At 62.7% G+C, this 25,086-nt stretch carries 23 protein-coding genes and 1 pseudogene; 16 read left to right on the top strand and 8 right to left on the bottom strand.

What is annotated here, in order from left to right; all coding sequences use genetic code 11:
• Nucleotides 1-344: 344 nt before the first annotated feature.
• Nucleotides 345-572: a hypothetical protein gene (locus PLANPX_RS14295; protein WP_152099387.1), complete on the bottom strand. Its 228-nt coding sequence runs from the start codon at nucleotides 570-572 to the stop codon at nucleotides 345-347.
• 293 nt (nucleotides 573-865) lie between these two features.
• Between PLANPX_RS14295 and PLANPX_RS14300 the strand changes: the two genes are divergently transcribed.
• On the top strand, nucleotides 866-1,462 hold the full coding sequence (locus PLANPX_RS14300; protein ID WP_152099388.1) for a hypothetical protein: 597 nt from the start codon (nucleotides 866-868) through the stop codon (nucleotides 1,460-1,462).
• Between the two features lie 219 nt (nucleotides 1,463-1,681).
• Here the strand turns inward: PLANPX_RS14300 and PLANPX_RS14305 are convergent, their stop codons facing one another.
• Nucleotides 1,682-1,912, bottom strand: coding sequence for a glutaredoxin family protein (locus PLANPX_RS14305; protein ID WP_152099389.1), 231 nt, complete (start codon nucleotides 1,910-1,912; stop codon nucleotides 1,682-1,684).
• Between the two features lie 370 nt (nucleotides 1,913-2,282).
• Here PLANPX_RS14305 and PLANPX_RS14310 point away from each other — a divergent pair, with 370 nt between their 5' ends.
• Nucleotides 2,283-2,981 (top strand): hypothetical protein, encoded by a 699-nt coding sequence (locus tag PLANPX_RS14310; RefSeq protein ID WP_152099390.1) that lies wholly within the window; start codon nucleotides 2,283-2,285, stop codon nucleotides 2,979-2,981.
• A 108-nt stretch (nucleotides 2,982-3,089) separates the two neighbouring features.
• On the opposite strand, the gene PLANPX_RS14315 is transcribed toward PLANPX_RS14310, so the two are convergent.
• The gene (locus PLANPX_RS14315) at nucleotides 3,090-4,823 is read right to left on the bottom strand and encodes a sodium:solute symporter family transporter (RefSeq protein ID WP_152099391.1); all 1,734 of its coding nucleotides are present in this window, start codon (nucleotides 4,821-4,823) and stop codon (nucleotides 3,090-3,092) included.
• Nucleotides 4,824-5,070: 247 nt separating this feature from the next.
• Between PLANPX_RS14315 and PLANPX_RS28240 the strand changes: the two are divergent.
• Together PLANPX_RS28240 and PLANPX_RS14325 are read left to right on the top strand one after the other, a co-directional pair.
• Nucleotides 5,071-5,253: pseudogene (locus PLANPX_RS28240) on the top strand (type II secretion system protein); the annotation flags it as partial.
• A 469-nt stretch (nucleotides 5,254-5,722) separates the two neighbouring features.
• On the top strand, nucleotides 5,723-6,322 hold the full coding sequence (locus PLANPX_RS14325) for a hypothetical protein (RefSeq protein ID WP_152099392.1): 600 nt from the start codon (nucleotides 5,723-5,725) through the stop codon (nucleotides 6,320-6,322).
• Between the two features lie 10 nt (nucleotides 6,323-6,332).
• On the opposite strand, the gene larE is transcribed toward PLANPX_RS14325, so the two are convergent.
• Both larE and PLANPX_RS14335 read right to left on the bottom strand, forming a co-directional pair.
• Nucleotides 6,333-7,208, bottom strand: a complete 876-nt coding sequence (gene larE / locus PLANPX_RS14330; RefSeq protein WP_198421731.1) for an ATP-dependent sacrificial sulfur transferase LarE — start codon at nucleotides 7,206-7,208, stop codon at nucleotides 6,333-6,335.
• A 169-nt stretch (nucleotides 7,209-7,377) separates the two neighbouring features.
• Nucleotides 7,378-8,475: a DUF4912 domain-containing protein gene (locus tag PLANPX_RS14335; RefSeq protein WP_152099394.1), complete on the bottom strand. Its 1,098-nt coding sequence runs from the start codon at nucleotides 8,473-8,475 to the stop codon at nucleotides 7,378-7,380.
• A gap of 734 nt (nucleotides 8,476-9,209) precedes the next feature.
• Here PLANPX_RS14335 and PLANPX_RS14340 point away from each other — a divergent pair.
• From PLANPX_RS14340 to atpC, 10 genes are all read left to right on the top strand, one after another.
• A complete protein-coding gene (locus PLANPX_RS14340; RefSeq protein WP_152099395.1) occupies nucleotides 9,210-9,482 on the top strand; it encodes a hypothetical protein in 273 nt (90 codons plus the stop codon).
• A gap of 106 nt (nucleotides 9,483-9,588) precedes the next feature.
• Nucleotides 9,589-10,002 (top strand): hypothetical protein, encoded by a 414-nt coding sequence (locus PLANPX_RS14345; protein ID WP_152099396.1) that lies wholly within the window; start codon nucleotides 9,589-9,591, stop codon nucleotides 10,000-10,002.
• 51 nt (nucleotides 10,003-10,053) lie between these two features.
• Nucleotides 10,054-11,328 carry a F0F1 ATP synthase subunit A gene (gene atpB, locus PLANPX_RS14350; protein ID WP_152099397.1) on the top strand — a complete coding sequence of 425 codons (1,275 nt, stop codon included), beginning with the start codon at nucleotides 10,054-10,056 and terminating at the stop codon, nucleotides 11,326-11,328.
• A gap of 68 nt (nucleotides 11,329-11,396) precedes the next feature.
• Nucleotides 11,397-11,762: an ATP synthase F0 subunit C gene (gene atpE, locus PLANPX_RS28245; RefSeq protein WP_261344395.1), complete on the top strand. Its 366-nt coding sequence runs from the start codon at nucleotides 11,397-11,399 to the stop codon at nucleotides 11,760-11,762.
• A 91-nt stretch (nucleotides 11,763-11,853) separates the two neighbouring features.
• Nucleotides 11,854-12,465 (top strand): F0F1 ATP synthase subunit B, encoded by a 612-nt coding sequence (atpF, locus tag PLANPX_RS14360; RefSeq protein WP_172992070.1) that lies wholly within the window; start codon nucleotides 11,854-11,856, stop codon nucleotides 12,463-12,465.
• A gap of 64 nt (nucleotides 12,466-12,529) precedes the next feature.
• Nucleotides 12,530-13,174: an ATP synthase F1 subunit delta gene (gene atpH, locus PLANPX_RS14365; protein ID WP_152099399.1), complete on the top strand. Its 645-nt coding sequence runs from the start codon at nucleotides 12,530-12,532 to the stop codon at nucleotides 13,172-13,174.
• Nucleotides 13,175-13,253: 79 nt separating this feature from the next.
• Nucleotides 13,254-14,792 carry a F0F1 ATP synthase subunit alpha gene (gene atpA, locus PLANPX_RS14370; protein WP_152099400.1) on the top strand — a complete coding sequence of 513 codons (1,539 nt, stop codon included), beginning with the start codon at nucleotides 13,254-13,256 and terminating at the stop codon, nucleotides 14,790-14,792.
• A gap of 64 nt (nucleotides 14,793-14,856) precedes the next feature.
• Nucleotides 14,857-15,738, top strand: coding sequence for an ATP synthase F1 subunit gamma (gene atpG / locus PLANPX_RS14375; protein WP_152099401.1), 882 nt, complete (start codon nucleotides 14,857-14,859; stop codon nucleotides 15,736-15,738).
• 153 nt (nucleotides 15,739-15,891) lie between these two features.
• Nucleotides 15,892-17,334, top strand: coding sequence for a F0F1 ATP synthase subunit beta (atpD, locus tag PLANPX_RS14380; RefSeq protein WP_152099402.1), 1,443 nt, complete (start codon nucleotides 15,892-15,894; stop codon nucleotides 17,332-17,334).
• Between the two features lie 96 nt (nucleotides 17,335-17,430).
• Entirely contained in the window at nucleotides 17,431-17,880 is a 450-nt protein-coding gene (gene atpC, locus PLANPX_RS14385; RefSeq protein ID WP_152099403.1) for an ATP synthase F1 subunit epsilon, read from the top strand.
• Between the two features lie 201 nt (nucleotides 17,881-18,081).
• On the opposite strand, the gene PLANPX_RS14390 is transcribed toward atpC, so the two are convergent.
• Complete coding sequence (locus tag PLANPX_RS14390) at nucleotides 18,082-19,728, bottom strand: S1C family serine protease (RefSeq protein ID WP_152099404.1); 1,647 nt, start codon at nucleotides 19,726-19,728, stop codon at nucleotides 18,082-18,084.
• A 111-nt stretch (nucleotides 19,729-19,839) separates the two neighbouring features.
• Complete coding sequence (locus tag PLANPX_RS14395) at nucleotides 19,840-21,690, bottom strand: endonuclease (protein WP_152099405.1); 1,851 nt, start codon at nucleotides 21,688-21,690, stop codon at nucleotides 19,840-19,842.
• A 153-nt stretch (nucleotides 21,691-21,843) separates the two neighbouring features.
• On the opposite strand from PLANPX_RS14395, the gene PLANPX_RS14400 reads away from it, so the two are divergent.
• Nucleotides 21,844-23,709, top strand: a complete 1,866-nt coding sequence (locus PLANPX_RS14400; protein ID WP_152099406.1) for an adenylate/guanylate cyclase domain-containing protein — start codon at nucleotides 21,844-21,846, stop codon at nucleotides 23,707-23,709.
• Nucleotides 23,710-23,865: 156 nt separating this feature from the next.
• Here the strand turns inward: PLANPX_RS14400 and PLANPX_RS14405 are convergent, their stop codons facing one another.
• Nucleotides 23,866-24,318: a hypothetical protein gene (locus PLANPX_RS14405; RefSeq protein ID WP_152099407.1), complete on the bottom strand. Its 453-nt coding sequence runs from the start codon at nucleotides 24,316-24,318 to the stop codon at nucleotides 23,866-23,868.
• Nucleotides 24,319-24,726: 408 nt separating this feature from the next.
• On the opposite strand from PLANPX_RS14405, the gene PLANPX_RS14410 reads away from it, so the two are divergent.
• Nucleotides 24,727-24,918 carry a hypothetical protein gene (locus PLANPX_RS14410; RefSeq protein ID WP_232536121.1) on the top strand — a complete coding sequence of 64 codons (192 nt, stop codon included), beginning with the start codon at nucleotides 24,727-24,729 and terminating at the stop codon, nucleotides 24,916-24,918.
• The last annotated feature ends 168 nt before the right edge of the window (nucleotides 24,919-25,086 follow it).

Raw genomic sequence — 25,086 nt, forward strand, 5'->3', positions numbered from 1 at the left:
GCACAGTACGCAAACCGTTCGAAGCAACATCCACCGCCCCCTTGTCGCTTAATGACCGTTATCGTTGACGCAGCTCTGCACTGCATCCTCCAATAGGCGGGATTGTACTCCCGGCGAGTCGAGGCGCCATCGATGCGGCCACTGCAGCACGGAAATAGCTCTATCCTTTCGGAATTGGAATCAACGAGTCGCCGACAACCAGGAAATCAGGACACACAATCATTTTGAGGGGGGCGGGTGGCATGTTGTTGCGTAGCACCGACATGCTGGGGTTAGTCCTGTCGTCGATCAGGGTTTGCATTCTCATGCCTTGGGGGTAAGAGCATGGCAATCGGAAGAACGCATCAGTTCGCCGCGTTCAGCCCGTTGCGCTCGGCGACTTCGGCGGGGTCGACGGTGAAATCGAGCGTGCCGCAATCCATGCAGAGCCTCGACTCGACTTTGACGCTTCCCACGCCCAAGAAATTGAGCAGGCCGGGAACTTGCGGCAGGAAGTGCAATTGCCCAGCAGTCTGCAGCGAACCGGCTTGGAAGTTCGTACCATGACAGCGGAGGCATGAGGTGTTGCTCATGCGTTGGATTTTAATGGCCGACTGGGCGGACTGCTACGCGGCTGGGTGGCATGTCGTTGCGAAGCATCAGCATACTGTGACGGCGATTGACCTCGACCGAGGGTTCAGCATGCTCCTGCCTGAGGGGCAAGAGCATGACGCCCGATGCGAGCCTCTTGCGGCTGCGCCGCCCGGGTAGGCTGGACGCCAACCCGGGCTACCCATTTGGTCGTGGGATGGGATGATTGGGGCTGCCTGCCGTGAGTTGCCGGCGTGCGCTTTCGCCTGATTTCTGCCTCGTGATTCTTGCTGCAATGGCATCGCCTGCTGAATCGCCGGATGGGGAAGAACGGTCGCAGCCGGCTACGGGGCCGAGCGAGCCGCAGATTCTGCATTTTGGGCTGCGGCAGTGGTTTTACTTTATCTCGGGCGTGGCGATCCTTTGCGCGCTGCTCGCTCGGTTGGAGACAGTCGGGGCGCTGCTCGTGCTGAGCATCGTTGGCCTGGTGGCGGCTCATGTTGTGGGGACGTTTCTGGGGACGCGGCTGCGGGATACTTCGGCGGAAGTGGCTCGGTGGAAGGCTCGGCCGGGGTCGCCCGACGTCGATACGCCGGTGGCCTTGCGGCAGCCGGTTTCGCTCAGCGAATTGCAGTTGCCCGAGACGACGACACTGGCGGGGCAGGGGAGAGGCGTGTGGAGAACGCGATTGGCGGTCGCGATTGGGGCGCTAGTCGGTCTAGTGTGCGGAGCAGCGGCGATTGGGCGGTTCGCGGGGCCCGATGTGACGGCGGCGGGCGTGGCGCTGGGGGCGGTGAGCTGTGGCGTGATCGGGGCGTGGATGGCGCTGCTGGCCAGCAACTTTTGGGCCATTGCGCGCGAGGCGTGGCGGCATGCTCGGCGAGATGACTAGGAAGTAGCAGCGGGATCGCTCAGTGAGTCTCCACATCTGCACTGGCAGGATGCCAGTGGCGCCCCGCGAGAGAACGGCGCAACTCGCTATTGTCTACTTAGCCCCGGGCTTCGCCCGGGTGTTGCCGATCGCGCGACGATGCTTATCGGGATGGTTAGCGACCCCCGGGCGGAGCCCGGGGCTAGGATCAGGCGTCGATCGCTTCTCAATGCGTCGCGTCTAGCGGCCGCTCGCTTGCAGCAATCGCCGTAGTAGCACCGGTTCAACGCGGCCGCGGAAGCGAATCTTGCCGTCGATCTCGACGACGGGGACGCAGGTGTTGAACTGCTCGCACAGTGCTGCGTCAGCGTCGACGTCGACCATTCGCGGCGTTAATCCGTGCGCTCTGACGAGCGCTTCGGCGTCTTCGCACAGGTGACATCCATTACGAGTATAGATCACGACATTCATGCGGAGCGTCTCGCGGATGAATTCATTGCATTGATGGCGTCGCGCGCATGAGCGCTGCGGCGATGATGCGGTGCTCTTTTAGTGGACGAATGTTCACAAATCGCATGCCGTTTTCGGGGGGCCCAAATCCCCGCCAGCCCCCTCCTCGGGGGGGTGTCCCGGCACTCCCGAAGTCCCGGATTGGCAACGTCTTACAGCTTCTGTTTGCCGCCCGTTTTGCCCGCAGCCTACCATATAGGTGGCGACGGGAAGCTCGCCCCGACCGGTTTTTAGGCCTTTGGTCGGCTCGCCTTGAAGGGTGCTTTCAAGCCCCGCTCGCAGGATGCGTGACACGCAGCAAGTGTATGAATTCTTTAAGGTTAGGCTCGCTATGTCAACGCAACGACGCTCGCAACTCAACGGTCTCCGCCCGAAGAAGACGACCCGCGCACAGACTGCCGTTCGGTGGTCGCGTCGCGCACGTAGTCCGCAGTTCGGTTCGCAGAACGTGCGCGCGCCGTTCGCGCCTCCAGAAGATTGGCACGAGCCTCGCAACGATGGCAAAGGGTACCGCATCGTTGTGCAAGATCCGGGCGAAGGTTACTCGCATGTGGTCACCCCCGAACAGATCCGCGCTCGGCTGGCTCAAGTGCCGCAAGAGTTCCTCAAGGGGCTCGAAGTGGTGCAGTTCAGCACGATGACCCGCAAGAAGCAAAGCTTCCCCTGCTATGGGATGCAATGGGGCAGCACGCTGTACCTCTATCCGCTCGAAACCTCGCTGGAGGAATGGTTTAGCGTTCCGCCCCAGCCGCAGGTGGTGACCGAATCGCGGATGTATGGCGGTCGCTGGGACGAGCCGGTGAACGGTTCTTGGCGGCTAACCTGGACGAAGGCCGCGATCACGGACTTTTACCTGAATAACATCCTGATCCACGAGCTCGGGCACCTGATCGACGACCGGAATACCGGGTACACCGATCGGGAGCGGTATGCGGAGTGGTTTGCCATTCACTACGGCTACCGGGCGACCGGCGGGGCTGATAGCCGCCGGCCGAACCCGAAGGTGCGGCGCCGGCACCATGTGAAGTAGGCTTGGGAACGAGCAATAAAAACAGAAGCCGCGGGGCCCAATGCGGGCCCCGCGGCTTTTTTCGTCGTTTCAACTCATCAGGCACTTCTGTCGGGCTGAAAGCCCAACCTACCAGAACCGTACGTAGAGGGCGCCGAGAGTCATCAGCAGGGTCACAATCAAGGTCAGCGTGAGCGGCGAGACCTTGAACATCGACTTATCGATGGCAAACGCCTTCGGATTGTCCTTCGGGCCGAACAGGCTGATGATCACCATCAGCAGCATGGTGAAGGCAAAGGTCCACCCCATGCTGATCAAGAAGGGGATCTCGAATACGGGCTTCCCGTCGACGACGTCGCCGGTGGGGTAAGCGGTGTAAAGGAGGTTTTCCCGGCTGATTCCGGGTGCGACCTTGTCGAAGAAGATCGACAGGCCGAAGCCGGTGAGCAGCCCCGCCACTGCGGCGGCGCCGGTCGTCCGCTTCCAGAACATGCCGAGCAAGAACATCGCGAAGACGCCCGGGCTGATGAAGCCGGTGTACTTCTGGATGAACTTGAAGCCCCCCTCGCCGCCAATGTTCAGCGTGTCTTGCCAGGTGAAGGCGAGCGCGGCGATCATCGAGAAAAAGATCGCGAGCCGGCCGACCCAGATCAGTTTGCGTTCGCTGGCGCCCGTATCGATGTATCGCTTGTAGACGTCGAGCGTAAAGATCGTCGAAATGCTGTTCGCCTTGCCGGCAAGCGAGGCGACGATCGCCGCGGTGAGGGCCGCCACCGAGAGGCCCCGCAAGCCGACGGGCAAGAACGTGAGGACCGCCGAGTAGGCCTGATCGCCCGAGACCTTGCCGTCTTTCAGCAGTTCGGTCTGGAGATGCCCATTCTCATGGAGGACGTAGGCCGCGATGCCAGGGAGCATCACCAGTACCGGCATGACCAGTTTGAGGAAGCCGGCGAAGAGGAGGCCCTTGCGGGCGGTCTCGAGGTCGGCGCCGAGGGCCCGCTGGGTGATGTACTGGTTGCAGCCCCAGTAGTTGAGGTTGGCCACCCATTGGCCGCCGATGTACATCGCCGCCGGGACGACCAGGTACTTGCTGATCTCACCCTGCGGCGCGTCGGGGGCCGGTTTCCAAACCATCATGTGGAAGTGGTCAGGCGCCTGCTTCATCAGTTCGTTGAATCCGGCCAATGCCCCGCCGTCGATGCCGAGATATTTGCTGACCATTTGCAGCGCGATGTACGTAGTCGCCAGGCCGCCGATGATCAACACCACCACTTGGATGACGTCGGTGTAGCCGATGACCTTCATGCCGCCGATCGTGATGATCGTCGCGAAGATGGCCAGCGCCACCATGATGAACTGGTTCCCCTCGGCGCCAATCATCGGCCGAATCGCCTCGGCGCCGAGGTACAAAATCGACGTTAAATTGACGAGCACGTAGAGAAAGAGCCAAAAGACCGCCATGATCAACGCGACGGACTCGTTGTAGCGTTCCTTGAGGAACTGCGGCATCGTGAAGATGCGATTCTTCAAGTAGATCGGCAGGAAGAAGACGCCGACGACGATCAGCGAAATCGCCGCGATCCACTCGTAAGCGGCGATGGCGACGCCGACGCGGAAACCGTCGCCCGACATGCCGATGAACTGCTCGGCCGAGATGTTCGAGGCGATGAGCGAAGCGCCGATGGCCCACCAGGTGAGCGAGCCTTCGGCCAGGAAGAAGTCGGTGGTCGAGGCTTCCGCGCGCTTCTTACGGTTGTAAATCCAGAAACCGTAGGTGGCGACGATGATGAAATAGATGAAGACGACGACGTAGTCCGCGGACTTCAGTTGGCCAACGACTTCGGCAAGCGGGAGAGTGAGCATGGCGTCTACGAACGAAAGGAGCGACGAAAAGTCGGAAAAGAACCAGACGAGCCAGCAAGATTCTGGCAACGCTTGCGAAAACTCTAACAGACTCGGCGGACTCCGCACAAGTCGTGACGGGGTCAAGAATTGCGTCGCGGGGCGGTACCAATTCCGAGTAGCGGGGTTATAAATTGACGGCGGCGTTTTCGCCTCCGCCCACTATAATCAGCGGCGACTGAGAATGCTTGTCGATGGAGCTAACCGCATGAAACGTCGCACAGGTTTTACCCTCATCGAACTGCTGGTGGTGATCGCCATCTGCGGGCTGCTCGTGGCCCTGCTGCTGCCGGCCGTGCAAGCCGCACGCGAAGCGGGGCGTCGGACGCAGTGCAAAAGCAACCTGCGGCAGATCGGGCTAGCGTTGACCCAGTATCTAGATCGCCACGGCGAGCGGGGAAAGTTTCCCGACGTCGCAAAGACGCCCAGCTTAGAGAAGAACTCCGCCAAGCCGAAGCCGTCGCTCTACGATGTGCTCGCCCCGTTCTGCGAAAGCAATCGGGAACTGTTTCGCTGCCCGAGCGATTCGCTCGTCTACGCCGCCAACGTGCTCGACCCGAACAGGGACGATGCGCTAGTCGATATCTCCGGTGAAGAATACGAAACGTACTTCGAGAAAGAAGGCTTGAGCTACGAGTACCCCTCGCTGATGCTCGCGGGGCGCACTCGACCGGAGGTTTTGGACATGAAGGGAAGCTCCGAGATCTGGATCGTCTATGACTTCGGTTCGTTCCACGGCCCGCCGGCGCAAAATGGCGCTCGCAATTTCGCGTATCTCGACGGTCACGTCGATGCGGTCATCGTTGCAGAATAAGCAAATCGTTCAGTCACCAGCCCACGCACAACCCAAGGTGCACGCCATGAAGAAATCGGAAGTCACCGGCCTCGTCGCCGTCGCGGCGCTTGCGCTCTTTGTCGCATGGTTCTACGGTTGGTTCGACGGCAAGGCGTACAGCGACGATCCACAGGTTGCTGCGCTCGAGAAATTGCGCGATGAAAATGCTCCCAAGATGGAGAATATGCCTGCGGACCAGCGGCGCTCTCAGGGCGAAGCGTTTCGCAAGCAAATGGAAGGCCTCTCGCCGGATCAGCGAGCCGCCTTCTTCGAAAGTAGCATGGCGGTGTTCGTGCCGATGATGGCCCGTCAGTTCGAGAAGAACTACGACGAGTTCATGGCCAAGTCGCCGGAAGAGCAGCGACGCGAACTCGACAAGCGGATCGACGAGATGGAAAAGCGTGGAGGGCAGGGGGGGCCCGGCGGTCCTGGCGGCGGCCCCGGTCGCGGCGGCCCGCCGAATATGGATCCGAAGAAAATGGACGAGTTCCGTAAGAAGATGCTCGACTACACGACGCCCGATCAGCGGGCGAAGTTTGAAGACGGGATCAATCGCTTCAATGAGCGCCGCAAAGAGCGCGGCTTGCCACCAGTGGGCCCGGGACCGGGCGGGCGGCCGTTCTGATGTCGGCAGTCTACGCACGCGACGGTTGGCTGAAGCGGGTTAGCTCTTCCATCGGCACGAGCTGCTGAAAGCTTCCCGACCGAAAGCCTTCGAGGTCGAGCGTCACGTAGCGGAAGCCGATGCGGCGGAGTTCGGCGGCGACGTCGCTACGCAGTTGCGCGTCGGCCATTCGCGCGAGGTCCGCGAGAGAAAGTTCCAATCGCGCGAGATCGTTCTCGTGCAATCGCACTCGCAAGTTGCCGAAGCCGAGCGTGCGCAACGCGGCCTCGGCTTGGTCAATCATCGACAATCGTTCCGGCGACACGGCGACGCCGTAGGCAAGGCGACTCGACAAGCACGGGGTTGCCGGTTTGTCCCAGATTTCGATCCCCCAATGTTTCGCGAGCGCCCGCACCGCGTTCTTGTCGAGGCCGCAGTCGGCGAGCGGGCTGCGAACGCGGTGTTGCGACGCCGCCTTCATGCCGGGACGGAAGTCGCCCAGGTCGTCGACGTTGGCGCCGTTGAGGATGAACTCGATGCCGCGACGAGTGGCTTCTTGCTCCAGCTTCGAGTACAGCTCGGTCTTGCAGTGGAAGCAGCGATCGGGGGCGTTCCGCAAGTACTGCGGATCGGCGAGTTCGTCGGTGGCGAGCGTTTCGTGCTGAATGCCGATCGCCTGGGCGATGCGGATGGCGCCGTCGAGTTCGCCGCTGGCCAAGCTCGCGCTGCTGCCGGTAATCGCCAGGGCGCCGTCGCCGAGGGCGGCATGCGCGGCATAGGCGACGACCGCGCTATCGACGCCGCCGGAGTAGGCGACGATGCAACGGCCCAGCGGGCGGATGGCTTCAACGAGTCGATGCGCGAGGTCTGCAGCGGGTGCGTCCATGTCGACAATATACCGCCTCATCGCGGTTAATCGCAGGCGTGTGCCTCGGCACGATCCGACGAATGCGAACGGATCGCGACGCATTCTTAGCCCCGGGCTCCGCCCGGGGGTGGCGTAATGCGCAACGATGCGTAGCGGAATAGAAACCGACCCCCGGGCGGAGCCCGGGGCTAGGGGCGAAGCGCTCGGCTTAGCTGTTGGCGTCGGCGAAGTCGCGGGTCAGCGGCTCCATGACCTTGGTGTTCCGCTCAACGGCAAGAATCGTGGTCCGTTGTTCGACGCCGTCGTAGGAGCTGGCGACAATCGGGATCACTTGGCGGCGATCGGGCAGGCTCAGCCGCACGGCAAACGTACCGTCGTCGCGGAGTTGCACCGGTTCGCCTTGCAGCGTCACGTGGGCGTCGCGGTTCGCGGCGCCGTAGACGATGATCTCGGCGTCGACGGCGAAGTCAAGCTGCTCGCCGTCGCGGCCGGCGGCGCCGCTGCCGTAGCGGGTCTTCATCGGCGTGCCGAGCGGGCGACGGAGCCGTTCCTCGAGCAGTTCTTGCAACTCGCGGCTGGCGCCTTGAGCCGAATAGCCGCCGCTCATCGCGAAGATGCGATCGGCGTCTTCGGCGACTGCCTTCCAATTGTCGTCGACCGCGTCGCTGGTGCCGGCGGGCGGCGTCGAAACCTCGTTACTGCGGGCTAGGCAATAAAACGAGTCGTCGATGGCGAGGTAGCCGATTTCAAGGCGATAGTCGGATGGCGGATCTTGGACGTCGACATACCAATTGCGGACGCCGCCGTGGATCTGGATGTCGCGTTCCAGCAGCGCGGCCGAATCAGGCTGAATCTTGTAAACGCGAATCACCGGCTTGGCGCCATGCCAACGCTGGCCCATAGCGGCCTGGGCGCGATCGACGCTGCGGGGCGAGAGTTCCCAGTAGGCATGCAGCCAGTAGGGGTCGCGGACCATCACCACCAAGCGATCTTGCCTCGCAGCGGCGTCAGGAGTTCCTGATGCCAAGTTGCGGCCTTGGGCGAGTTTATCTTGAAGTTGGCTCAGCTTCCGCTGGGCGAGACTGTCGCGTCGCGGTTGCAGGCCGACCGGTTCGGCGGCATCGACGCGACGGCCTTCGCCAGCGCGGGCGAGCTTCGCCTCGGCGGAGGCGCGGCGTTTGGCAGCGCGCACAAGGGCTCCAATCAACTCCTCCTTCCGCATGGAATGCCACCCAGCAACGCCTCGCTCGCGCGCCATTTGTGCCAGATCTTTAGCCGTCAGCGATCGGAGAGTGGCCGCCGTCATCGTTCGGAGATTCCTATGAGCGAGGCGAGTGTTCGTGGGGAGGGAGGCGAGCGCGCGGAGCATCTCTCCATGCGATCGTCCTTTCGCTCCCAGAATGGCCCTCTTGGCCGGAATCGGAGAAAGAATCAGCGGCGAGTGAGGGGAGGCGGGACGGTGGCTCGAACGGCGGAACTGATGTCCCGCCGCTGCGACGCGCTGGCAAATCGGGCACCGTCATGCGCTCCCTTCCCCCCTCATAATAGATATTACCGTCCCTTTCCGCAACTAAATTCCCTCAGAATCGATACGTAACCACTTACTGAGAAACAGTTTACGACCACTACGGGAGGCCACCGCAGCGGCCCCGGGGGGCGGCTTTTTTCGGATCGCGCCGCAGGGTGGCTAAATTCTGTTCAGGGCAGCACGGCGACGTCGACGCAACGCTATACAAATCAAAGAGTTAGTGAGGCGTGGGCGGACTTTGTGAAAAAAATCACAAATTCTGTTTCTGGGTGGTTGACACACCTCTTTGCGCTAAATAAATTGTGCTGGCATAGGGCCTTACGATTTCTTAACCACCCCTTGTCCAACATCTGGCCAGGGGTAAGGAACTCGAAAGGCTCTACTCAACGCATTTCCCCGCAACGACTTGCAGCTTGACACCCGGTGCAGCGGCCAACCGCTTCGTCAGGAATCAAGCGAAATCACGTGTCGGAAGATGCGACGAGAACCGTAACCGGAGGCGATCGGCTGGCATGGCAGACGACCCCATTCACCCGATGGGGATTGCCATGCAGTGGGTGGCGCGAATTTTCGCAGCCGCCCTGATGATGGTCCTTCCCGGCGTGGCGGGCTTTTGGCTCGACAAGCGATTCGGGATGGGTTTCATCGGCCTGATTGGATTCGGTTTCGGGTTGGTGGGCGGCATGATTTACCTCATCTCCGCGACTCGCGTGACGGAAGTCGGGCGAGGAAAAGCGGCTCGGCCAAAGGCCGGGCAGGACTCGCCTCACGACCCGTCGAAATGACGGGACGCCGTGAGGCTACCAGGCAAGGAAGCTGCAAAGGCGCCTCTCCCGCGCGGAGGGTTCGCCATGGAGCTAGTGCGCGCGATCGCGCTGGCGAACAACACACGTGCTACGAGCGGCTAAATACATCGCGATTCTCGGACTCTTCCTGGCGGCGGTCGCTGCTGTCTCGGGAGCAGTCGCCGCACGGCAATACGGAACGGGCGCCTATTTCGCGAGCGCCGTCTCGGCCACGATGATCTGGGCAGTCGGCTCACTGTCGCTGCTGGTCGTCGCCCTCGCCCCCACGCCGGCCGCCCGCGTCAACGCCGCGTTGCTGGGCATGCTCATTCGCATGGGGCTGCCGATGCTCGCCCTCATGTACTTCACGAAATCGAATCATCCCCTCGCCGCCGAGGGAATTGTGGGCCTGTTGGTCGTTCATTACCTGCTGGGGCTGATCGTCGAGACGCTCCTGTCGGTCCGTTTGACCTCCGCCACGGCGACGCCGGCAGTCAACGCGACGCCGGTCGCCAGTTAGTTCGCACCGTATTAGTTACCAGTCGCTCCGCCTTCACCGAAGTAATTGGACATGTCCTCCCCGATCCTTCATATCAAAGACGCGTATTACTTCGAGGTGCCGCGCTTCTTGAAGAAGTCGGAGCTAAAGTCGCGCAGCGAATTCCCGGAACACTACATCCGGCTCGATTCTGAATACCAAGACTGGGAAGCGAAGCGTCAGTACGAAGGGCTCGCAAAGCTGAAGAACCTGCAGGGCTTGCCCGCGGAAGCTTCGCTGATGAGCCAGTACCATGCGTGGGTCCACGCTGACGGCAACTTTGCGAAGCCGTTCGATCGCTTCCTCGAAGAGGCGCCGAGCCAAGCTTGGTTCCAAAAGCAGCTCGACCTCGGCACATTCGCCAAACAGCAGGCAGGCGAAACGGAAGAGGCCTGGTCGACTCGCCAGTCCCGCGCCGAAGCTCTCCAAAAGAGCTGGACCACGATCAAGACCAACGCCGAGAACGTTCAGGAATACCTCGACACGACTCCCGATTGGTCGCCGGCCAAGCTCGCCGAATACAACCATCAGCTCGACGGCAAGATTCTGATTCCGCAGCCGTTCGGCAAGCTGAAGAACAACTACGAGCGCGAGTCGGGCTTCGCGATTTCCAAGTTCATGATCTTGGAAGCCGTGGTCGCCCTGATTCTGATCGCCGTGTTCACGATCCTGGCGGCGAAGATCCGCCACGGGAAAGTGGTTCGCGGGAAGCTGTGGAATATGTTCGAAGCGTTCCTGCTGTTCATTCGCGACGAGATTGCTCGTCCTGCGATTGGGCATCACGACGCCGACCGCTTCGTGCCGCTGCTGTGGACGATTTTTATGTTCGTGCTGGGCTGCAACCTGCTCGGCATGCTGCCGTGGGTCGGAGCTCCGACCGGTAGCTTCAGCGTGACGTTCGGCCTCGCCATGGTGACGTTCGCGACGGTCGTCGTCGCCGGCTCGATCCGCTTTGGCATCGTCGGCTTCTGGAAGAATCAGGTCCCCAGCATGGGCCTGCCGTTGCCGCTCGCGATCTTCATCGTCCCAATGCTGTTCGCGATCGAAGTCCTCGGCCTGCTCATCAAGCACTTGGTGCTCAGCATCCGGTTGCTCGCAAACATGGTGGCCGGTCACTTGGTGTTGCTGGCGATCATGGGTCTCGCCGTCGGGGCGGCAGCGAGTGCGAATTGGCATCTCACCGCGACGATCTCGGTGATCGGCTCGGCGTTGTTCAGTCTGTTGGAGTTGTTCGTCGCCTTCCTGCAGGCGTACGTGTTTACATTTTTGTCTGCCCTGTTCATCGGCGCTGCGGTGCATCACCACTAGCCGAGCGTTCGAGGCAGGGTTAACGCTGGAACTTTCAGAGTTCTTATTTTTCTAAGGAGCTTACTGTCGTGACCAAGGTAGCGAAGCTGTTTGCATTGTGTTTGGTGGCCTCGTTGGCATTGGCCACTCCCGCTTGGGCCCAAGAAGAGGAAGGCGCTGAAGCGGCCGCTCCGGCCGTCGCCGCTGCTCCGGCTGGCGTTCTTTCGGCTGGCGTCCCGCTGATCACCTTCTCGGGTGCTTTCGGCGCCGCCCTCACCACGATCGGCGCCGCGTACGGCATCGGCAAGCTGGCCAGCGCCGCTCTCGAGAGCATGGCTCGTCAGCCCGAAGTCGCCGGCAACATCCAAACGGCGATGATCATCGCGGCCGCCCTTATCGAAGGTTTCACCTTCTTCGCGTTGTTCATCTGCATGCAGCAGAATCCGTGGGGCTAAGCGGTAGAGGCGGAGTCGCAAGGCGCCTGCCGTGGGCGGCGCCATGTTTCCTCGTGATGCGAGAGCTGAAATGCGCGGGATTGTTTGGGTAATGTTGAGCACGCTGGCCTTGCTGCTGGCCGGGTCGAACCACGCCAACGCCGAAGCGGCGCACGGTTCGCACGACCTGGGACACGGCAATGCCGGGGCGTCGTTGGAAGATCCGTCGGAGATCCGCGGTGATCTGGCGATCTACACCTTCGCCGTGTTCGTCTTGCTCCTGGTGATCCTAGGTACGCTGGCTTGGCCGAAGATCAGCGTCGCTCTCACCGAGCGTGAAAAGCGGATCGAGGACAACATTGCTTCCGCCGAAGCAAAGAGTGAGGAAGCGAAGCGGCTGCTGGCTCAGTACGAGGCCAAACTGGCCAGCGCCGCGGCGGAAGTGCGGGCGATGCTTGAAGAAGCTCGCAAGGACGCCGAGGCAACGAAGGAGCAGATCATCGCCGAAGCTCGGGCCGGCGCCCAAGCGGAGCGAGATCGGGCGGTTCGCGACATCGATCTCGCGGCCGACCACGCCATGAAGAACATTGCCGAAACCAGCGCCAACCTCGCGGTGGATCTGGCCGGCAAGGTGATTCGCGAGTCAATCAACCCTGCGAAGCAACAGGAATTGGTTCGCGTGGCGCTCCAGAAGCTGCAAGCTTCGAACGTTAGCAACAACTAAAGTCCATCAGCACGCCAAGCCCATTTAGACCCGCCGTTCGCGGCGGGCACGCCTGGGAAACCACATGTCTGAATTCATCCACGCCGATCGCGATCAGGAAAATGTGTTCGACGTCGACGCCGAGCGTCTTGCTCGCGTCTACGCCGAAGCAGGTCTGAACGCTGCCGGCAGCATTGCCGAGCAAGAGTCGGTAGTGGAAGAGTTGGAAGCAGTGGTGCGCGACGTGCTGTCGGTCGATCCGCGGGTCGGAGAGATCTTCAGCTCCGAGCTAATCGGCTCCGACGAGAAGGTCGGCATGCTCGACCGCATCCTCGGCAAGCAAGCCTCGCCGAAGACGCTCAACCTGTTGAAGGTCATGGCTCGCCACGGGCGACTGGGCCTGCTTCGCGACGTCGCCAAGGCGGCCCGCAAGATGTGGCAGCAGCGTTCGGGCCGCATTCCGGTGGAGCTCGAAACGGCCAACCAACTCGACGCCACGCTGGAGAAGGAGATTCTCACGGCGTTTGGCGGCGTGCTGGGCGCCGATCCGATCGTCACCCAGCGAGTGAATCCCGAGCTGATCGCCGGCTTCGTGATTCGCGTCGGCGATCGCGTCTACGACGGCTCGGTGCGAACCCGGCTTGAACGGATGCGGCTCGCGATGATCGAGCGGGCCGTCGATGCGATCCAGAAGACGCCGCAACGGTTCGTCGATAAGACGACCGCCTAACGACAACAACGGCGAGCCTCGTGCTCTGCCGCGAATTCATAACCGATTACACGGTCACCAACCAAAAATAAGATTTGCCATGAAGTTCAATAGCGACGAAATCGCATCGGTTATCCAGAAGGAAATCGAGAACTACGCCGCCCAAATCGACGTCCGCGAAGTCGGCCGCGTGCTGGAAGTCGGCGACGGCATCGCCCAGGTCTACGGCCTTTCCGGCGTCATGGCCGGCGAGATGGTCGAGTTCTCCAGCGGCCCGATCGGGCTGGCGTTCAACCTGGAAGAGAACTCGGTCGGTATCATCATCCTCGGCGACTACTTGTCGATTAACGAAGGCGACGAAGTCCGCTCGACCGGCAAGCTGCTCAGCGTCCCGGTGGGCGAAGCGCTGCTCGGCCGCGTCGTCGATCCGCTGGGCAACCCGCTCGACGGCAAGGGCCCGATCGTCACCAGCAAGCGTCGCGACGTCGAAGTGATCGCCACCGGCGTCGCCGAACGCAAGCCGGTGACCGAACCGCTGCAAACGGGCATCAAGGCCGTCGATGCGATGACGCCGATCGGTCGCGGTCAACGCGAACTGATCATTGGCGACCGCAAGACCGGCAAGACTGCCGTCGCGCTCGATGCGATCATCAATCAACGCGGCTCGGGCGTGAAGTGCTTCTACGTCGCCGTCGGTCAGAAGGAATCGACCGTCGCCGCGGTGGTCGAGCGCCTTCGCGAAACGGGCGCCATGGACTACACGACCGTCATCGTCTCCGGCGCCAGCGCCCCGGCGCCGCTGCAGTACGTTGCTCCGTACGCCGGCACCGCGATGGCCGAAGAGTACATGTTCAACGGCGGCCACGCCCTGATCGTTTACGACGATCTCAGCAAGCAAGCCGTCGCCTACCGTCAGCTGTCGCTGCTTATGCGTCGTCCGCCAGGTCGCGAGGCGTTCCCCGGCGACGTGTTCTACTGCCATAGCCGGTTGCTCGAACGTTCGGCCAAGCTCAGCGACGCCCTCGGCGGCGGTTCGCTCACCTCGCTGCCGATCATCGAGACGCTCGAAGGCGAAGTGTCGGCCTACATTCCGACGAACGTCATTTCGATTACCGATGGCCAGATTTACTTGCAACCCGACTTGTTCTTCGCCGGCATCAAGCCCGCCATGAACGTCGGTATTTCGGTTTCGCGCGTCGGCGGCGCCGCCCAGATTAAGGCGATGAAGAAGGTTGCCGGCGGTTTGCGTCTCAACCTCGCCGCATTCCGCGAACTTGAAGCATTCGCTCAGCTCGGTACGGAACTCGATCCCGACACGCAGTCGCGTCTCGACCGCGGTTACCGTCTGGTCGAGTTGCTGAAGCAAGGCGTCTTCAACCCGCTCAACATCGTTGACGAAGTGCTGGTCATTTACGCCGGCACCCGCGGTCACCTCGACAAAGTCCCGGTCAACCGCGTGCAGGAATGGGAAAAGACGTTCCTTAAGTTCATGGCCGACCAGAAGCCGGAGATCCGCCAAGCGATCGCCGACAGCAAGGATCTCTCTGACGAGACGGTGCAGCAGATCGAAGCCGCGCTGAAGGAATTCAACTCGCAGCACGACTTCATCCCGGTCGTCGACGACGCGATCATCGCCTAACGCGATGCAGCGAAATCGCAGCAGCAGTCATTAACGCCAACGTTCTTCAGCCTTACGCCACGCCATGGCCAATCCCAGAGCACTCGACAAGCGCCGCAAGTCGATCAAGAACATCCGCAAGATTACGCGGACGATGGAATTGATCGCCACCGCGCGGTTCAAGAAGGCGATGGATCGCGCTTCGGCGGCGACGTCGTATACGCAGCGGATCACCCAGCTGGTGAGCGACCTGACGCGGACGGGGCTCCAAGTGAGCCACCCGCTGCTCGAGAAGCGCGACGAAGTGAAGAAGGCGACGCTGCTCGTGCTGACCGCCAACCGCGGCCTGTGCGGCGGCTTCAACGGCAACCTGCTTCGCGCGGGCCTGCTCCGTTGGAAGGAAATCAACGAGGAAGTGCCGGAAACGCGGCTCGAGATCGCCGGCAAGCGCGGCATCGCGGGCTTCAAGTTCCGCGGCTACGAGGCCGAGCACGCCTACACCCACTTCGAAGACAAGCCGAGCTTCGACGAAGTCGACGTGCTGGCGACGCGCTACCTCGATGAATACCAATCAGGCCAGCTCGATCGCCTCGACGTCGTCTACATGAAGTTCGACAGCATCGCTCGCCAACACGTGGCGATCGAGACGCTGCTGCCGCTCGGTTCGCTGGGCGCTGAGGCGCAGGAAGAAGAGACGACGGGGCCGCAGGTTCAATACGAGTTCCTGCCGTCGCCGGAGAGCATCCTGGAAGAAGTCGTGCCGACCAGCTTCAAGGTGCGGCTCTTCAAGTGCTTCCTCGACTCGGCCGTGAGCGAGCAGATCGCCCGGATGGTCGCGATGAAGAGTGCGACCGAAAACGCCGGCGACCTGATCAAGCAACTGAGCATGCAATACAACCGCGCCCGCCAAGGCCGCATCACCTCCGAGTTGATGGACCTCATCGGCGGCGTTGAAGCTTTGAAGTAACAAATACAAATCATCTCACGCAAAGGCGCAAAGCCGCAAAGAAATACTTCTGATTCACACCCTGCCGTATTCTTTGCGTCTTCGCGCCTTTGCGTGAGACAAATAACAGAAGACTTCGTTAGACTCCGTCCTACGAATTAGCCAAAGACGAATATGTCCACCGCAACTGCCAAAAACATCGGTCACATCACCCAGGTCATCGGTTCGACGTTCGACGTCGAATTCGCCGAGGATCAGCTCCCCGCGATCTTCAACGCCGTGAAGATCAAGTCGGAGAACAAAGGGGTGAAGATCAACCTCACCGGCGAAGTGCAGCAGCACTTGGGCGGCGGCCGCGTCCGTTGCATCGCCCTCGGCGCCACCGACGGTTTGATCCGCGGTCAGGAATGCGTTGACACTGGCGCCCCGGTGTCGGTGCCGGTCGGCAAGGCGACGCTGGGTCGCGTGTTCAACGTCACCGGCGACGCGGTCGATGGTCGCGGCCCCGTGGCTGCTGAAGAGTATTGGCCGATCCACCGTCAAGCTCCGCCGCTGTCGGAACTATCGACGAAGACCGAGCTCTTCGAAACGGGCATCAAGGTGATCGACCTGCTCACCCCGTTCGTCCGCGGCGGTAAGGCCGGGTTGTTCGGCGGCGCCGGTCTCGGCAAGACGGTGATTCTCACCGAGCTCATCGCTCGTATCGCGTCGGCTCACGGCGGTTACTCGGTGTTCGCTGGCGTCGGCGAGCGGACCCGCGAAGGGACCGACCTCTGGCTCGAAATGCAAGAAGCGAAGATCGGCGACACTGGCCGCAGCGTTATCGACCAGACCTGCATGGTCTTCGGCCAGATGAACGAACCGCCGGGTTCGCGTCTCCGCGTCGCCCTGTCGGCCCTGACGATGGCCGAATACTTCCGCGACAAGACGGGCGCCGACACGCTGCTGTTCGTCGACAACATTTTCCGCTTCTCGCAAGCGGGTAGCGAGGTGTCGGCCCTGCTCGGTCGTATGCCGTCCGCGGTTGGTTACCAACCGACGCTCGCCTCCGAAATGGGCGCCCTGCAAGAACGGATCGCCTCGACCAACAAGGGCGCCATCACCTCGGTGCAAGCCGTGTACGTGCCGGCCGACGATCCGACCGACCCGGCGCCGGCCACCGCGTTCGGCCAGCTCGACGCGTTCATCTACCTTGAGCGGTCGATTTCGGAAAAGGGCATTTACCCGGCGGTCGATCCGCTGGCCAGCTCCAGCCGGATTCTCGATCCGCAGTACGTCGGCGAGCGTCACTACAACGCCGCCCGCCGCGTCCAGACGACCCTGCAGCGTTACCGCGAACTGCAAGACATCATCGCGATTCTCGGCGTCGACGAACTGAGCGAAGAAGACAAGCTCATCGTCCACCGTGCTCGCCGCATCGAGCGGTTCCTGTCGCAGCCGTTCCTCGTGGCCGAAGTCTTCACCGGCAAGCCGGGCGAAATCACCCCGCTGGCCGACACGATCCGCAGCTTCGAAGAACTGTGCGACGGCAAGTGGGATCACCTCCCCGAAAACGCCTTCATGTACGTCGGCCCAATCGAACAGGCCGAAGAGCAGTGGAAGAAGACCCGCAAGTAGTATTCGCTGTTTAGCGGCCAGCTGCGGCGTGCAGACAATCCCGTCGCCGCCCGGCCGCCGACCACGCACCGAGCCCGTACCCAACAATAGACGACCATGGCCGCCCACGCCGAAACATCGAGCCACTCGACGACCCATGCAACTGGGACCACCGGAGAGCTGCGCGTCGTCGTCGTGACGCCGGAGCAGACGGTGCTCGACGCGACGAGCGACTTCGTGGCGCTGCCGCTGTTTGATGGCGAACTTGGCGTCGCGCCGGGTCATGCCCCGATGATCGGCCGGCTTGGCTACGGCGAGCTGCGGATTGGCCACGGCGAAGGGCAGCGGTACTACATCGACGGCGGCTTCGTGCAGGTCGTCGACAACGTCGTTTCGGTGCTCACCAACCGCGCGATCGCAGCGCCGAAGCTCGATGAGACGAAGATCGGCGAGACGATCTCGTATCTGCTGACGACTCCGGCTGCCGGCGACGACGAACTCAACCGCCGCGACCGTGCGCTCGCCCAGAGCCGTGCGCAACTCCGCGTTGCTCAGCACGCGAAGTAACGCCACGTTCTCGCGGATGGCCTTGGGATTCTACCCGGGTAGCCCTGGTTGGCGTACTCGCCTACCAGGGCGGCGCAGCCGCAGGAGGCAGCGTCCTAACGCCCGCATCTGAGCGATGCCTCTTGCGGCTGCGCCGCCCCGGTAGCCGCTGGAGGCGGCAACCGAGGCCACCCACAAGTTAGGGATGCCGCAGCACCTGCGTCAATCTTCCCAGATATCGCGTAGCTTCTCCGACGCCTGATAGCGAATCCCTTCGTCCGTGAGAATCTCCTCCGTCGCCGCCTCGATCTCGCTGCGGCGGAAGACAAGCGATTCGTTGCGGTCGTCCATTTCGAACCGCAAGAACTCATCGGTGCTATCTCGCAATAGTTCGCCGAGGTGGCGGAGGTTCTTCACGGCCACGCCGTTGACGCTCTTCACGACGCCGAGGCGATTGTCGTAGCCCTTGGCGATGGTGTGCGGAAAGAGCCGCGTCGCGATGACGACGAGTTCCTCGCCCGGCTCGGCAGGCGGATCGTACAGCCGCTCAAGGATCGGGCTATTGAGCCACAACAGCATGCCGCTGCCGTTCGCCCCCAGCCCGCGCACGTATTCCTGCGATGCCGCCTCGAAGACCATCGGCCCGTAGATGAAGTATTCCGGATAGCGGTCCTTCAGGATCGGCACTAGATAGTCGCGATCGGGCGACACGGGGACCTGCACCACCTGCGATTTGCCGTCCCGAAACACCGTCAGCTCGACTTTGCCGTCGTTCGCCAACCGAGGGATGTAGTACTGAAAGCGGAGCCGCAGCCCCTCGCGGACCTCGACGTACCCCTGGTTATCGATCGCATGCGGGCCGATGTGGGTGATGACGTCCCACGGCTCGAGCGGATAGTCGTCCGCGTCGCGGTAGGGCTCGGTGACGACGATGCCCGTCACCTCGCTCGGCATCTTGAGAAACGTCCGCAATGCTTCGTTTTCAGCCGTTTGGTACTCATCGTACATCTGCGGATTTCCGTCGTATTGGCCATCCGCGGCGTCCTTGAGGAACGATTCGATCTCTTCGGGCGGAATGAGGTAGCCGATGTTGTCGGCCTCCTGAATCTTGCTGAAGACCAGCCCGGCGATCTTGCCGTCCTGAATTGCCGGCCCGCCGCTGTTGCCGGGGTTGAGAGCCGCATCGACCTGCACCCGCGTGCCCCAGGCGCCGTAGTTGTAGCTGGCGTACTCAATCCGCGAGACGATGCCGTCGGTCACCGACAGGTCGTCGCCCCCCTGGGGATAGCCGTAGACGCTAATGTGCGATTTGAGCTTCGGTAGATCGGTCGCCAGCGACAGCGGCGTAATCCCGCCGAGCCCCGCCGGATCGACTAGCTCGACAAGCGCCAGGTCGATGCCGGGAGCAATCGCGGTCACTTTGCCGCGGAGCTGGTCGCCCCCTTGGCGGAGTTGAACGAGGACTTCGCTCGCGTGCAGCACGACATGGGCGTTGGTGAGAATCCGCGGCCCGGCGATGACGACGCCGGATCCGGACGACTTCGCCGGGCTCGCCTTCGTCCAAGGGCGGAAGAAATCGGGCGCCCGCGAGGTGACATTCAGCTTCACCACCGCCGCCTCAATCGCCGCGTCGGCGTCGGGTTCCGCGGCAGGTTGCTCTGCGGCCGGCTCTTCTGCGGCCGGTTCGCCCGCAGAGTTAACCGCCTCATCGACGACGGCTTCGGCAGCCGCTTTCACCGCTTCGACGGCTCCCTCAAGGGAGGCGGGGGATTCGGGCGTCTCGCTTGCGGGCTCCTGTCCATGCAACAGGCTCGGCAATAAGGCGAGCGACAATACCAACGACCAACGACATCCACGCAGCAACTTCATTGTGGCGCTTTCCAAAGGACGAGCAGGTTGGAATCAACCAATCGCTCGCCATTGTGGCCAGAAAGCGGCGCGAAAAGCAAACAGGCAGGAGCCTGCAGTTTGAGCCCGAACCTACGCGGCGCGGCGGCGACGCACCGCCGTCACGGCAAGCCCCGCCGCTAATGCCAAGCAGCAGGCCGTCGGTTCGGGCACGCTCGCGAGCGGCGAACCGCCGGCGCCGAATTGCGTCTGCCAGATCACGAGGTCGGCGGCGTCGACCAAGCCGTCGCCATTCGCATCGCCCGTGGCGAGCGACGCCGAGCCGCCGAAGCCGCGCTGCCACGACAGGAAGTCGGCGCCGTCGACGAAGCCGTCGCCGTTGAAGTCGGCATTGTCGACCGGCGCCGCTGAGACGACGCCGCTCAGCGTGAGCGACATGGCCCCCAGCGACGCGGCGCCGGAGAGGTTCTCGTCGGAGAAGTTGAGTGAATAGGTCACTGAGAACGCCCCGGGGGCGAGCGTGTTCATCGACGCCGTAAAACCATAGCCAGCCCCCGCCGCAAGCGTCGCGGCGCCTTGGAACGGTGAGAGCGTCGTGCTAAACGCCGCGGTATCGCCGCTGCCAAGGATCGCATCGAGGTCGAGCCCCGCGGTGTAGCCGGCGGTCGCTTCGAGGTTGAACAGGTCGAACGCGAACGTCGGTACAGGACCGCCGAGGGCGATCGTGCCGAAATCATAGGTCAGCGAATTAGCGTCGCTCCCCGCGGCGAACGAGGGGTTCGCGTGGCTCAGAACGCTGAGGTTCACGGTGGCGACGTCGTTGGCATCGTTCGCCCCGCGGCCCGCCCCGCCAGCGTTGGTGACGTCGAGATTGTCGACCGTCACGGTTCCGGTCTTCAGGCCCGCTGCAGCGGTCGAGGTCGTCAGGCCCACGTTGATTGACCGGCTGCCGGTCACGCCCGTGTTAAAAGCGTTATAGCGTCCGGAGACGGTACTCGTGGCAGCTCCAGCCGTCGTCACCGAGTAATACGTCCCGTTGAGCCCCGCCTTATTGAGCGTGATGCTCTTCGCCGCAGGAACCGCGCCGCCGACGATCACGCGGCCCATGTCGACCGCCAACGTCGACCCGCCGTCGGCGCCGGTCGTTCCCCCTTGGAACGACAGCGAGCTGTCGTTCGTTTGGTTCATGAAAATCGACCAGACGTATTCGGGGCGATCGGTGAACGGGTTGCGGTTGTGCTGGTAGTCGTCGTAGATCACCTGATTGCGGCGACGCTCGAAGGCGTCGGGGACGGCGGCGTAGTGCCACTGAATCAAGTTATCGAGATTCCCGAGCGTCGCAGCAGTATTGGATGCGGTTGGATTGCCAGAAACAAGTTCCAAGTTCCGCGTGTTGCTGTCGCTGCCGTCGTAGCGAACCGCCATGTAAAACTCTTGCCTGGCAATCATCCCCGCATCGGCGTCGCCGGGATACCAGTACGGTCGATCGCTCGTGCCTGACGGTTTCAATCCGTACGCTTGCCCGAACGTGCCGCCGAAGTTGTAGTTGGCGCGGTCGCCGTTGCCGGAGGTGAGGGCCGGCCGCAGCGCGAACAAATCGCTGTCATCGGGGCCGCTCGTTTCGACGCCCCGGCTCCGCGGCCAAGTGTGCTCTCGGTTCCAAGTGGCGCCCGAGTCCCATCCGGGGGGCGAACCTCCCGGGTTGATCGCGGCGACGTGCAGCGACGTGCGATCGTAGGCCGTCAGCATATAGCCCGGCTTGGCGGGATCGGCGTCGGTCACCTGCAGCGCGGACCGCGCGCCGTCGTAAGAAATCACTGTATGACCATCGATGATGTCATGCAGCTGTGACTTGAGCGTCGCCCCCGTGCCGGTGGCGGTCGCGTAGTAGTTGGCGGGAGGGTCGTACGATTGCGCGGTCGCGAGGCGGGGGAGGGAGGCGAGCGCGCAAACAACGGCAAGCAGGAGGGGGGAAGATCGCATTCGCCCATCCTAGCCCAGCGTTTCGCCTGAAGCCAATGTTGGGGGCCGCAGAATTTGAGCGGTTTGCTTGGCAACGCTCCCCATTCCCACGGATCGTCTAGTACACTGGGCCTGTTGCGGTGTTCCACCTCTCGCCCGCGGTACGTGTCGTCGATGTCGACAGCCGATTCGAAGTCTGAAGCCCCCGCCTCCCCCGAGCCGGCGCCGATCTACCCTCTCTTCTGCTACCGCCAGCGGCAGCGCGTCCTGGCGACACAGCTCGATACGACGCTTGAAATCGGTCGCCAACGCGAAGAAGAACCGGCGCCCGTGGTTCGCATCGACAGCGCGTTGGGAGCCCGGGTAATTCTCGCCCCGATCGACGACGTCGCGATCTCCCGCTCGCACGTTGAGGTGGGCCCGACCGACTCGGCGCTTGTCCAGATTCGCAATCTCAGCGCCACGCAACTGGTGCGGATCTCGCCCAATCAGACGCTCGAACCAGGAGCCGCCACGCGGATGACGCCGCCGGTGCTGCTGCAGTTCGGCGACTACGCCGTCCGCGTCGACCCGCCCGAAGACGAGCAGTTGCAACTCGAAGGCTTGCCCGAGCGAACGATCCCCCCCGGCCGGATCGCGCCGCCGGCGTCGGCGGCAATGCTGGGGGCGACGTTCGACGAAGGACGACTGCTGCGATGGCTTGAGACCATCCTGGGCGTGTTCCAAAGCGCCGCCAATGCTCACGACTTCTCGGAACAGGCCGCCCGCGCCGCGGTGAAGATTGTCGGCCTCGACGCCGCTGCCGTTCTCCGCTGTGAAGAAGGACGCTGGAAAACCGAAGCCCTCTACGCCGCCGACCAACGCCCCGGGGAGAACCAGTCGGCCTGGGCGCCAAGCCAAACGCTGCTCGGCTGGGTACGCCGCGATCGCCGCACGTTCCGCCATGTGCCGCCTACCGGCCCCGACACGCCGCGCAGTCTGCAGAACGTCTCCGCGCTCGTCGCAGCGCCGATCTTGAACGGGGCAGGGGAGGTGATCGGCGCGCTCTACGGCGATCGCCGCAGCGGCGAGCGGACCGGCGGCATGCCGATCATCACCGAGTTCGAAGCGAAGCTCGTCGAACTTCTTGCCAGCGGCATCGCTGCGGGGCTCGCGCGGCTGAAGGAAGAGCAAGCCGCCGTGGCCGCCCGCGTGCAGTTCGAGCAGTTCTTTACTCCGCAACTCGCGACGCAACTGCAGCGCGATCCCGGTTTGCTCGAAGGCCGCAACGCCGAGGTGACGATTCTATTCGCGGACATCCGCGGGTTCAGTCGCATCGCCGAGCAGCTAGGCCCCGACCGCACGATGGCGTGGATCCAGGACACGATGGGCGCCCTCTCGGAATCGGTGCTCGCGTACGACGGCGTCCTCGTCGACTACATTGGCGACGAACTGATGGCGATGTGGGGCGCCCCCGCGCCGCAGACCGATCACGCTCGCCTGGCCTGCCTCGCCGCGCAGCATATGCTCGAGCAGCTCGATGCGATCTCGGCAAGATGGCAGGCTGAGTTAGGCGCCCCGGTGCGGCTCGGGATTGGCCTCAACTCCGGCGTCGCCCGCGTCGGCAACACTGGTTCCGCGCTGAAATTCAAATATGGGCCGCTCGGCGACGTGGTGAACGTCGCCAGCCGCGTCCAAGGGGCAACCAAGTATCTCGGCGCCGATTGCCTCATCACGGGCGAGACGCTCAAACGGCTTCCCGCCGAGATCGCCAACCGCCGGCTCGCGCGTGTTCGCGCGGTGAACATCGCCCACCCGATCGATCTGTACGAGCTCGTGCCCAACGCCGGGCGCGATTGGGAGCAGAATCGCACCGCCTACGACGCCGCCCTCCGCGCGCTCGAGCAAGAAAACTGGCCGCAAGCCACCGCTGCCGCCGATGCGCTCGCGAAGGCGTATCCCGAAGATGCAGCGATCGCCGCTCTCGTGAAGCGCGTCGCCTCGGCCGATCGCACCGACCTACCGGGCGATACGTCGGTGTGGCAGCTGCCGGGGAAATAGAAACGGGGACATTCTGCTTTTCGAAAAAGCAGAATGTCCCCGTTTTGACCGCGCATAAAAATGCCCAGCTTCGAAGGCTGTTCGAAGCTGGGCCGATGCGCCAAGCACAGGGCGTGGGCCGCCCGTCGCACGGCTTGGCTGTATGACCTACAAAATTTAGCGGCTGCTGTACTTCCGCGGATCGGTCTTCTGCAGCGCGTACTTGTCGACGTGGGCGCGATGGTAGCGACCGCTGGAGTACGTCGGTTGCACCGTCGTCGAGCGTTCAATGCTCGGCACGGCGGTCGCTGGTTGGCTCGACGCCGTCGCTTGCGGCGTCGGAGCGTAGGAGAACCGACGACCTTCGGCCGGCGCCTGTGCCACCGCAGCTGGAGCGGGAGCCGCAGGCGCGGCCGAGATCGCGGATTGTACGACGACTGGTTGTGCGCTCTGGCGCGCAACGGTGTAGCCGCGATTCACGTGATGGCGACCTTCATGGAGTTGCGTCCAACCGCCGCCGCCAAAATGGCCGCGGGCCTTCTCCGTGCCGATCACCTGGCCCGCCATCGCGCTGCTGGCCAACATCGAACCAAACACTGCCGAAAGAATCAAACCTTTGTAAGTATTCATGGAACACCTCCGCCAAAACATTTGGGTTGCATTTGTCCCCGCAGTCGCTCGACGAGAGCAGCTGAAAATCGGGGAAATATTCGCCGGCCGATCTCAAGAACTTCGAGAGCGAACCGACCGTCAAAGGAAAGGGTGAGAATGCCTATGCGTTCACGCTGCGGATGCATGCGTCCAACGCTTCACACCCGCCAACAGACTCGGAAGGAATAGAGCGTTCGCGCCGGCGTCGCGAAAGACGCAGCGGTTGCTGAGGTATGCGAGGCCTTCGCCGTCGCGTCGTCACTTCGACCACGCGGAGAAGCGTTCTCCGCAGCGAGTTGATTGCTTGACTCGATCTCGGAACGACTTGCCATTAGCCCGCCGCCGCAGCGTACCACCGGCCGCGACGCGGCTCGGTCGACGCGAAACATGCTAGTCGCTAACGCTGATCTCGACGTGCAGGAGGTCGCCGGCAGACTGCCTTCCAACGTCGCCGTCACGGCGACTGGAGAGCAGCACGTGCCGACGCTCAGTCCGCAGACAAGCGTGGCGGCAATCATGCAACGGATGGTCGGGGCAATGAAGGACATCTCATTGAATACTACGACTGGAACTGGCTAACCGCCCGACCAATCGGGGCTACCTTACGCAGATGTAATTTCGATAACAGCGACCCGTTTGGGCCGCTTCTGACGCTGCCTCCGCATCTACCGCCGACGCTCGGCGCCCTCGGTACAGGCAGCGGTCGCCCCCCTCTTCAGCAGCCAGCGTTTGTCCTCCAGCGAGCCG

Origin of the sequence: Lacipirellula parvula (genome assembly GCF_009177095.1) — a bacterium.
In the GTDB taxonomy this organism is placed as follows: domain Bacteria; phylum Planctomycetota; class Planctomycetia; order Pirellulales; family Lacipirellulaceae; genus Lacipirellula; species Lacipirellula parvula.

Coding starts and splice junctions, on each gene's coding strand:
- PLANPX_RS14410 (WP_232536121.1), top strand. CDS start 24,727: ATGCTAGTCGCTAACGCTGATCTCGACGTGCAGGAGGTCGCCGGCAGA.
- PLANPX_RS14305 (WP_152099389.1), bottom strand. CDS start 1,912: ATGAATGTCGTGATCTATACTCGTAATGGATGTCACCTGTGCGAAGAC.
- PLANPX_RS14340 (WP_152099395.1), top strand. CDS start 9,210: ATGGCAGACGACCCCATTCACCCGATGGGGATTGCCATGCAGTGGGTG.
- PLANPX_RS14300 (WP_152099388.1), top strand. CDS start 866: ATGGCATCGCCTGCTGAATCGCCGGATGGGGAAGAACGGTCGCAGCCG.
- PLANPX_RS14400 (WP_152099406.1), top strand. CDS start 21,844: ATGTCGACAGCCGATTCGAAGTCTGAAGCCCCCGCCTCCCCCGAGCCG.
- PLANPX_RS14390 (WP_152099404.1), bottom strand. CDS start 19,728: ATGAAGTTGCTGCGTGGATGTCGTTGGTCGTTGGTATTGTCGCTCGCC.
- larE (WP_198421731.1), bottom strand. CDS start 7,208: ATGAGGCGGTATATTGTCGACATGGACGCACCCGCTGCAGACCTCGCG.
- atpC (WP_152099403.1), top strand. CDS start 17,431: ATGGCCGCCCACGCCGAAACATCGAGCCACTCGACGACCCATGCAACT.
- PLANPX_RS14395 (WP_152099405.1), bottom strand. CDS start 21,690: ATGCGATCTTCCCCCCTCCTGCTTGCCGTTGTTTGCGCGCTCGCCTCC.
- PLANPX_RS14310 (WP_152099390.1), top strand. CDS start 2,283: ATGTCAACGCAACGACGCTCGCAACTCAACGGTCTCCGCCCGAAGAAG.
- atpA (WP_152099400.1), top strand. CDS start 13,254: ATGAAGTTCAATAGCGACGAAATCGCATCGGTTATCCAGAAGGAAATC.
- PLANPX_RS14335 (WP_152099394.1), bottom strand. CDS start 8,475: ATGACGGCGGCCACTCTCCGATCGCTGACGGCTAAAGATCTGGCACAA.
- PLANPX_RS14405 (WP_152099407.1), bottom strand. CDS start 24,318: ATGAATACTTACAAAGGTTTGATTCTTTCGGCAGTGTTTGGTTCGATG.
- PLANPX_RS14295 (WP_152099387.1), bottom strand. CDS start 572: ATGAGCAACACCTCATGCCTCCGCTGTCATGGTACGAACTTCCAAGCC.
- atpH (WP_152099399.1), top strand. CDS start 12,530: ATGTCTGAATTCATCCACGCCGATCGCGATCAGGAAAATGTGTTCGAC.
- atpF (WP_172992070.1), top strand. CDS start 11,854: ATGTTGAGCACGCTGGCCTTGCTGCTGGCCGGGTCGAACCACGCCAAC.
- atpD (WP_152099402.1), top strand. CDS start 15,892: ATGTCCACCGCAACTGCCAAAAACATCGGTCACATCACCCAGGTCATC.
- PLANPX_RS14315 (WP_152099391.1), bottom strand. CDS start 4,823: ATGCTCACTCTCCCGCTTGCCGAAGTCGTTGGCCAACTGAAGTCCGCG.
- atpB (WP_152099397.1), top strand. CDS start 10,054: ATGTCCTCCCCGATCCTTCATATCAAAGACGCGTATTACTTCGAGGTG.
- atpG (WP_152099401.1), top strand. CDS start 14,857: ATGGCCAATCCCAGAGCACTCGACAAGCGCCGCAAGTCGATCAAGAAC.
- PLANPX_RS14325 (WP_152099392.1), top strand. CDS start 5,723: ATGAAGAAATCGGAAGTCACCGGCCTCGTCGCCGTCGCGGCGCTTGCG.